Raw genomic sequence first — 8,068 nt, 5'->3', positions numbered from 1 at the left:
TCGCCCTCGTCATGCTCACCCTCGCCGGAGACAAGCCCACCCTCCCCGGCCGCCAACCCACCACAGAATGACCCACACATCAGGCAGGAGAGCCCGAAAACGCGGGTCGGGCAGGCACGAAGAGATTTTCCGCGTTCCGCCGATCCGCCTCGGGGGCCGCTTCGCATCCGGTGCGTCAGGCACGTCGCAGGTCGTCGTCACGACGTACGACCCGGGCGGTTCGGTGCGCAAGGCGATCGGCGTGACCCGGGCGTTCGCCCCCATCCCGTTGCACACGTATGACAAGTGCATGACGTCTCGTCAAGTCCCTTGATTCACGGGAGGAGTTGACCGACCCTTTACTCACCCATGGGGCGGTACGCACCGTCCCGCGGCCGTGTGCGCGACGACGCGCACACCCCCCACGAGCGCACTCTCACCCCGGCGTGCGCCGCCTTGAGGAGGACTCCCTCACATGGCCCAACCGCGCAGCAGAACGATCCGCCTCGCCGCCCTCACCGGCGTGGCGACCGCCGCCCTTCTGGGCGGACTCACCGCACTGCCCGCCCAGGCCGCCCCGGCCACGGGCACGGTGCTGGCCGCGAACTCCCCCACCGCGGTCAAGGACAGCTACATCGTCACGCTCAAGACGGGCGCGGGCTTCAAGGCCGCCTCGCACAAGGGCCGGAATCTGATCAGCGCGTACGGCGGCACGGTGCGGAAGACGTTCGGCAGCGCGCTGAACGGATACACGGCGACCCTCTCCGCACCGGAGGCCAGGAGGCTCGCGGCCGACGCGGCGGTGGCCTCGGTGGAGCAGAACCAGACGGTCCACCTGACCGACACCACGCAGTCCAGCGCCCCTTGGGGCCTGGACCGCATCGACCAGGCGGCGCTCCCGCTCTCCGGCACGTACACCTACCCGGACTCGGCGGGCAGCGGCGTGACCGCCTACGTCATCGACACCGGCGTCCGCATCACCCACCAGCAGATCAGCGGACGCGCCTCCTACGGCTACGACGCCGTGGACGGCGACACCATAGCCTCCGACGGCAACGGCCACGGCACCCATGTGGCCACCACCATCGCGGGCTCGACGTACGGCGTCGCCAAGAAGGCGAAGATCGTGGCGGTCCGCGTGCTCGACAACAACGGCTCGGGCACCACGGCCGGCGTCGTCGCGGGCATCGACTGGGTGACCGCGCACCACACCGGTCCCTCGGTCGCCAACATGTCGCTCGGCGGCGGGGTGTCCACCTCCCTGGACACGGCGGTGCGCAACTCCATCGCCAGCGGCGTCACCTACGCGGTCGCGGCCGGCAACAGCAGCACCAACGCGTCCACCTCCTCGCCGGCCCGGGTCACCGAGGCGATCACCGTCGGCGCCACCACCAGCTCGGACGCCCGGGCGAGCTACTCCAACTACGGCTCGGTCCTGGACCTCTTCGCCCCCGGGTCCTCGATCACGGCCGGCTGGAACACCAGCGACACCGCGACCAACACCATCTCGGGCACGTCGATGGCCACGCCGCACGTCGCGGGCGCGGCCGCCGTCTATCTCGCGAACCACACCTCGGCCACCCCGGCGCAGGTCGCCACGGCCCTGGTGAACGGTGCCACCTCGGGCGTGGTCGGCAGCCCGGGCAGCGGCTCACCGAACAAGCTCCTGCGGGTCGTCCCGTAACCGTTCGGGAGAAGATCCACCAGTACCACCGTTCGACGTCCGGACGAAGGTTCCCCGGAGACCGTCGCGTCTCCGGGGAACACATGTTTAGAGTGAGCCAAGAACCTGTGCGCCCCGCCTCCGCATCTTGACGGCCCCCTCCCCGCTGCGCGACATTGAAGCCCGGCATCCGGCGCTTCGGGGGGCAAAGTCGCCAATGCAGACCTTACACATCAAGCCACCTTCGTCAGACCAGGACGAGGGGCCGGGACAGGATCCGGGGAGGGGCCTGTTCTCGCTGCTCGTGGGCGTGGCGGTCGCCGTCGCGGGCGTCGGGGCCATCCTCGCGCTGAGCGACTCCGGCTCACCGCTGCGCGGCCCGTTCACGCTGTTCTTCCTGCTCGCCGCGCCGGCGACGGCCGTCGGCGCCGCCCTGCGGGGGCTGCACCCCTGGCCCCGCACGGTGGTGTCCGTGGCGGGAGCGATCGCGATCGACCTCCTGGTTGCCCAGGGCATGCTGGCGGTGCACCGGTGGTCGGTCACCGGCGGGATCCTCACGGTGACCGTGATCAGCTCCCTCGTTCTCCTGCTGGTGACGGTACGACGGCGGCGCCGCCGTACGGCGACGAGACGGGCCTGACGACGTGGACATCAGGGTGTACCGCCCCGGCGATTTGAGCGCCGCCGACCGGGCGGCGTGGACGGCTTTTCAGTCGAAAGCCCATCTGAACGGCTCGCCCGGGCTGGCGAACCCGTTCCTGTCACCGGAGTTCGCACTCGCCGTGGGCCGGACGAGACGGGGCGTACGGATCGCGGTGATGTACGAGGACGGCGAGCCGGCCGCGTTCTTCCCGTTCCAGAGAACCGCCGCCGGCGTCGGCCGGGCCGTCGGCCTCGGCGTCTCGGACTGCCAGGGCCTGGTGCACCGGCCCGGCTTCGGCTGGGACGCGCACGAGTTGCTGCGGGCGTGCGGTCTCGCCGTCTGGGAGTTCGACCACCTGGTGGAAGGCCAGCAGCCGTTCGAGGCGGAGGCCTCCGGCACCTTCCCGTCCCCGGTCATGGACGTCGACCAGGGCTACGAGAGCTATCTGCGCCGGCTGCGCGAGCAGTCGCCGAAGTTCACCCGCACGACGCTCGCCAAGGAGCGCAAGCTGGGACGGGACGCCGGCGGGGTGCGCTACGTCCACGACGAGCGCGACCCGGCGGCCCTGCGGACGCTGATGACCTGGAAGTCCGCGCAGTACCGCAGGACCGGGCGCAGCGACCGCTTCGCGCACCCCTGGATCAACGGACTGGTGCACCAGCTCTTCCACACCCGCTCCGAGCCGTTCGCCGGGATCCTCTCGGTGCTCTACGCGCAGGACCGGCCGGTCGCGGCGCACTTCGGACTGCACACCGAGCGGGTGCTGGCCTGCTGGTTCCCGGCGTACGACCCGGAGTTCGCGAAGTACTCGCCCGGGCTGGTCCTGCATCTGAGGATGGCCGAAGCGGCCGCCGCCGACGGTATCGCCTATCTGGATCTCGGGCGGGGCCAGAAGGAATACAAGGACTCCCTGAAGACGCGGGAACTCTCCGTGTCGGAAGGGTGGGTGACGCGCCGTCACCCCGTCGCACTCGGACACAGGGCGCGCCGCGCCCCGGTCCGGGCACTGCGCAATGCGGTGCTGTCACGGCCGGAACTCTTCGAGCCGGCCGACCGGATCCTGAAGCGGATGGGGAAAATCCGTTCGAGGGGTTGAATGACGACCATATCGGCGAAAACGAGGGACACGGCCCAGGTCTTGCCATAAAGTCGCAATCGTCAATACCGTCATACATCAACCCGCATCGGTCCATCATCAAGCGGATCCAGGGGAGGGCTCAGGTACCGCGATGGTTCCGGCGCGGGGCGCGGTAGGGGGGTGCCGTGCTCGGCGACCACAGTCGTACGAGCCGTGCCGCGCGACCGGCTGCCGTTTTCTGGGCAGACGGCCAGCTTTGCCAGCTCATCTGGCATGCACGGAGATCCATGCCGGCATGCCGTAGGTGAGAACCCCCCTTTCGAACCGGACACAAAACCGGACCGTCCAGGGGAGGACGGTCCACCGGACGAGAGGGACCAGACCCATGAGTTCTGTACTGCGCCCGGCCGTTTCGGGCCAAGATCCGTCAATGCCGGGGAAATACCGGCCCATCTCCTCTCACCTGGCCATTGCGCCGCCGGTGAGCGTGGTGATTCCCGCCATGAATGAGGCGGACAATCTCCCTTACGTCTTCAAGACCCTTCCCGACTGGATTCACGAAGTGGTTCTTGTGGACGGCAATTCCACCGACGACACCGTGCGGGTCGCGCGCGATCTGTGGCCGGAGGTGAAAGTCGTCGAGCAGCGGGGCAAGGGCAAGGGAGACGCCCTGATCACCGGCTTCGAGGCGTGCACCGGCGACATCATCGTCATGGTCGACGCGGACGGCTCGGCCGACGGCCAGGAGATCGTCAGCTATGTCTCCGCCCTGGTGTCCGGCGCCGACTTCGCGAAGGGCTCGCGGTTCGCGAACGGCGGCGGCACCTCGGACATGACGCCGGTCCGCAAGCTGGGCAACCGGGTGCTGTGCGCGATCGTCAACGCCAAGTTCGGCGCCCGCTACACCGACCTCTGCTACGGGTACAACGCGTTCTGGCGGCACTGCCTCGACGAGATCGACCTCGACTGCACCGGCTTCGAGGTCGAGACCCTGATGAACATCCGGGTGGTCAAGGCCGGCCTGAAGGTGCAGGAGATACCCAGCCACGAGTACCTCCGCATCCACGGCGCCAGCAACCTGCGCGCGGTGCACGACGGGTTCCGGGTGCTGAAGGTGATCCTCAAGGAGCGCTCCAACCGGCGGGCGCTGCGCAGCCGCCCGCACGCGGTGGCGCTCGACTCCGGCCGGGGAGAGACGCCGTGAACGACCCGGACATCTCCGTGGTGATCTGCGTCTACACCGAGGACCGCTGGGAGGACATCCTCGCGGCGGTCGCCTCGGTGCGGGCGCAGTCCCTGCCGGCACGCGAGACGCTGCTGGTCGTGGACCACAACGAGACCCTGCTGGACCGGCTGAGCAGGCAGTACAAGGAGGCCCGGGAGGACGGGTCGGTCCGGGTACTCGCCAACGCCGGCCCCCGCGGCCTGTCCGCCGGCCGCAACACCGGGATCGCCGTCTCGCACGGGGAGGTCATCGCCTTCCTCGACGACGACGCCGTGGCCGAGCGCGACTGGCTGAGGCACTTCGCCTCCGGATACGCGGACCCCCGGGTGATGGCCGTCGGCGGCCGTACGATGCCCGTCTGGGCGTCGGGCCGCCGCCCGGCCTGGTTCCCGCAGGAGTTCGACTGGGTGGTGGGCTGCACCTACAGGGGACTGCCGCCCGGCCGGGTCCGGGTGCGCAACGTCCTCGGCGGCAACGCCTCCTTCCGCCGCACGGCCTTCGAGGCCGCGGGCGGCTTCGCCACGGGCATCGGGCGCGACGGCGACAAGCGCCCGCTGGGCTGCGAGGAGACGGAACTGTGCATCCGTCTCACCCGGGCCCGGCCCGACGCGGTCCTGCTGATCGACGACCGGGCGGTCATCCACCACCGGGTGCCCGCGCCGCGCGAGCACTTCGCGTACTTCCGTACCCGCACCTATGCCGAGGGCCTCTCCAAGGCACTCGTCGCCCGGAGCGTCGGCTCCGGCAAGGCACTGGAGTCGGAGCGCCGCTACACCACCCGGGTGCTGCCCGCCGGGGTGGTCCGCGCACTGCGCGACGCCCTGCTGGCCCGTCCCGGCGGCGCGGGCCGCGCGGGCGCGATCGTCGCCGGCGTCCTCTCGGCGGCGGGCGGCTACGTGCTCGGGAGCGTCCGGGCACGCCGGGGCGGCGCCATGTTCTCGGTGGGGGAGATCCCGGACCGTCCAGAGGAGGCCGCGTGAACGAGCAGGCCGTGCCCATCCTCATGTACCACTCGGTCGCGACGGCGCCCAACGAGGCGACACGCGCCCTGTCGGTGGCGCCCGAGGCGTTCGCGGAGCAGATGGCCCTGCTCGCGGACCTGAGGTTCACCCCGGTGACCACGGCCGAGCTGGCGAGGAGCTGGCGGGAGGGCCGTCCGCTGCCGAAGCGGCCCGTCCTCATCACCTTCGACGACGGCTACGAGGGTGTGCACCGGCACGCCCTGCCCGTGCTCACCGGACACGGCTTCGCGTCCACCCTGTTCGTCTCGACCGGGTGGATCGAGGGCGCCCACGACACCGGCGGCGGTCTCGACACCATGCTCGACTGGGGCCAGGTCCGCGATCTCGCGGGCGCCGGGGCCGAGATCGGCGGCCACAGCCACACGCACCCGCAGCTCGACCTGCTCGCCGACGAGGCGCTCCGGTTCGAGCTGGTGCACTGCGGGGAGATCGTCGCCGACGAGCTGGGCACCCGCCCGGTCTCGTTCGCCTACCCGTACGGCTACTCCAGCCGGCGGGTGCGCCGCACGGTGCGCGAGACGGGCTACCGCCAGTCGCTCGCCGTGGGCAACGGTCTCGCGCGCCGCCCGCAGGGCCCGTACGCGCTGCACCGGGTCACCGTGCGCCGCACCACCGGCGCCGAGGAGTTCGAACGGCTCGTCCAGGGCCGTGCGATCGCCCGCACCTTCGCCCGGGACCGCGCCCTGACCAAGGGGTACGCCGTGGTCCGAAGAGCACGACAGGCTTGCCGGAAGGCCACCCGTTCCCGTGTCTGACACGACGACCACAGCCCAGAACCCGACGGCCCCGACCGCACCGCCCGGCCGCCGCCTGCGCCTGCCCGGACGCGGCGGGGCCGGGGGCAGCCAGCTGTTCCGCAACGCCTACGCGCTGATGCTCAACACCGGTATCTCGGCGGTGCTCGGCCTCGGCTACTGGCTGGTCGCGGCCCGCTACTACTCCGATGCCGCGGTGGGCGAGGGATCGGCCGCGATCGCCGCGATGAAGCTCCTCGCCGGGCTCACCGCGGTGACGCTGACCGGCGCCCTGGCCCGTTTCATACCGATCGCGGGGCGCAGCACGGGGCGTCTCATCCTCCGCACCTACGCGGGCAGTTCGGTCGTCGTGGCGCTCGCCGCGGGGGTCTTCCTGCTGACGCTGGACGTGTGGGGGCGGTCGTACCAGTTCCTGCACGGGCCGGGCCGCGCGCTCGTGTTCGTCGTGGCGGTCGTCGCCTGGAACCTGCTCACCCTCCAGGACGGTGTGCTGACCGGGCTGCGCAGCGCGCCGTGGGTGCCGGTGGGCAACACCGTCTTCTCCGCGGTGAAACTGGTGCTGCTCGTCGGGCTCGCGGCCGCCATCCCCGCGATGGGCGTCTTCGTCTCCTGGGTCGCCGCCATCGCCACCTCCGTACTGCCGCTCGGCTGGCTGGTGTTCCGGCGGCTGGTGCCCCGGCACATCAAGGCGACCGAGGACCACGCCGGCCCGCCGTCGCCGAAGGAGATCGGCCGGTTCCTGGCGGGCGACTACACCGGCTCGCTGTTCTCGCTCGCGGTGGTCTACCTGGTCCCGGTGATCGTGGCCGCGCAGGTCAGCCCCGCGGACAACGCGTACTTCTACATCACCACCACCATCGGCGGCACGACCAACCTGCTCGCCATCAACATGGGTGCCTCGCTCACCGTCGAGGGCTCGCACGATCCGGAGCGGCTCGCCGCCAACACCCGGGCGGCGCTGAAGCGCATGGCCCGGATCATGCTGCCGGTGTGCGGGCTGCTGTTCCTCGGCGCGCCCGTCATCCTGCACGTCTTCGGCGACGGCTACGCCCACGCGGCGACCCCGCTGCTGCGCTGGTTCGCGGTCGGAGCACTGCTGCGCGTCGTCATGGAGACGTACTTCGCGGTGCTGCGCGCCCAGAGCCGCACGCTGGGACTCGCCTGTCTCCAGGGGCTGCTGTGCGTCCTGGTGCTCGCCCTGACCGTGGTGCTGCTGCCCCGCATGGGGCTCACCGGCGCCGGCGTCGCGGAGATCTCCAGCCTCGCGGTGATCGTGGCGATCACCGCGCCGAAGCTCTACCGGATCCTGCGCTCCGCGCCGGCCGACGCCGTGCCCGAGGACACGGCGCCGGACGGGGACCTCGCCGACCTGGGGGCGCGCGAGGTCCCCGCGCCGAGGACCGGCCCGTCCTGGGCGAAGACGCTCGACGCCGACACGCTCGCGCTCGGCATCCACGTCGACTTCGACCATGTGGAACGCAGGCCGGACGTACGCCCCGGCCCGGGAACCCCGCCCACCGGGACTCCCGTGGTGCCCGCGGACCACGACCGGTTCACGGTGGAGCTGCGGACGCCGGTGGAGCTGCGGACGCCGGTGGACGTGGACCTGCCGGTGGAGCTGCGGACGCCGGTGGACGTGGACCTGCCGGTGGAGCTGCGGACGCCGGTGGACGTGGACCTGCCGGTGGAGCTGCGGACGCCGG

General features: G+C 71.2%; 7 protein-coding genes. All 7 read left to right on the top strand.

What is annotated here, in order from left to right; translation table 11 throughout:
• The first annotated feature begins 454 nt into the window (after positions 1 to 454).
• Positions 455 to 1,663 (top strand): S8 family peptidase, encoded by a 1,209-nt coding sequence (locus ACWD5Q_RS34145; protein ID WP_451430958.1) that lies wholly within the window; start codon positions 455 to 457, stop codon positions 1,661 to 1,663.
• Between the two features lie 196 nt (positions 1,664 to 1,859).
• A complete protein-coding gene (locus ACWD5Q_RS34140; protein ID WP_451430957.1) occupies positions 1,860 to 2,282 on the top strand; it encodes a hypothetical protein in 423 nt (140 codons plus the stop codon).
• Positions 2,283 to 2,286: 4 nt separating this feature from the next.
• Positions 2,287 to 3,381 carry a GNAT family N-acetyltransferase gene (locus ACWD5Q_RS34135; protein WP_451430956.1) on the top strand — a complete coding sequence of 365 codons (1,095 nt, stop codon included), beginning with the start codon at positions 2,287 to 2,289 and terminating at the stop codon, positions 3,379 to 3,381.
• Between the two features lie 367 nt (positions 3,382 to 3,748).
• Complete coding sequence (locus ACWD5Q_RS34130; RefSeq protein WP_451430955.1) at positions 3,749 to 4,567, top strand: glycosyltransferase family 2 protein; 819 nt, start codon at positions 3,749 to 3,751, stop codon at positions 4,565 to 4,567.
• The gene (locus tag ACWD5Q_RS34125) at positions 4,564 to 5,568 is read left to right on the top strand and encodes a glycosyltransferase family 2 protein (protein ID WP_451430954.1); all 1,005 of its coding nucleotides are present in this window, start codon (positions 4,564 to 4,566) and stop codon (positions 5,566 to 5,568) included. The genes ACWD5Q_RS34130 and ACWD5Q_RS34125 overlap by 4 nt, the downstream gene beginning before the upstream one ends.
• Before the next feature lie 23 nt (positions 5,569 to 5,591).
• Positions 5,592 to 6,365, top strand: coding sequence for a polysaccharide deacetylase family protein (locus ACWD5Q_RS34120; protein ID WP_451430960.1), 774 nt, complete (start codon positions 5,592 to 5,594; stop codon positions 6,363 to 6,365).
• Positions 6,358 to 8,068 (top strand): lipopolysaccharide biosynthesis protein (locus ACWD5Q_RS34115; protein ID WP_451430953.1); only part of this gene is annotated, 1,711 nt, incomplete at its 3' end. The genes ACWD5Q_RS34120 and ACWD5Q_RS34115, both read left to right, overlap by 8 nt.

Source organism: Streptomyces sp. NPDC002513, from assembly GCF_053595355.1.
The sequence above is the reverse complement of the archived record's forward strand: the minus strand, read 5'-3'. Positions and strand labels throughout refer to the sequence as shown.

Coding starts and splice junctions, on each gene's coding strand:
- ACWD5Q_RS34140 (WP_451430957.1), top strand. CDS start 1,860: ATGCAGACCTTACACATCAAGCCACCTTCGTCAGACCAGGACGAGGGG.
- ACWD5Q_RS34130 (WP_451430955.1), top strand. CDS start 3,749: ATGAGTTCTGTACTGCGCCCGGCCGTTTCGGGCCAAGATCCGTCAATG.
- ACWD5Q_RS34145 (WP_451430958.1), top strand. CDS start 455: ATGGCCCAACCGCGCAGCAGAACGATCCGCCTCGCCGCCCTCACCGGC.
- ACWD5Q_RS34120 (WP_451430960.1), top strand. CDS start 5,592: ATGTACCACTCGGTCGCGACGGCGCCCAACGAGGCGACACGCGCCCTG.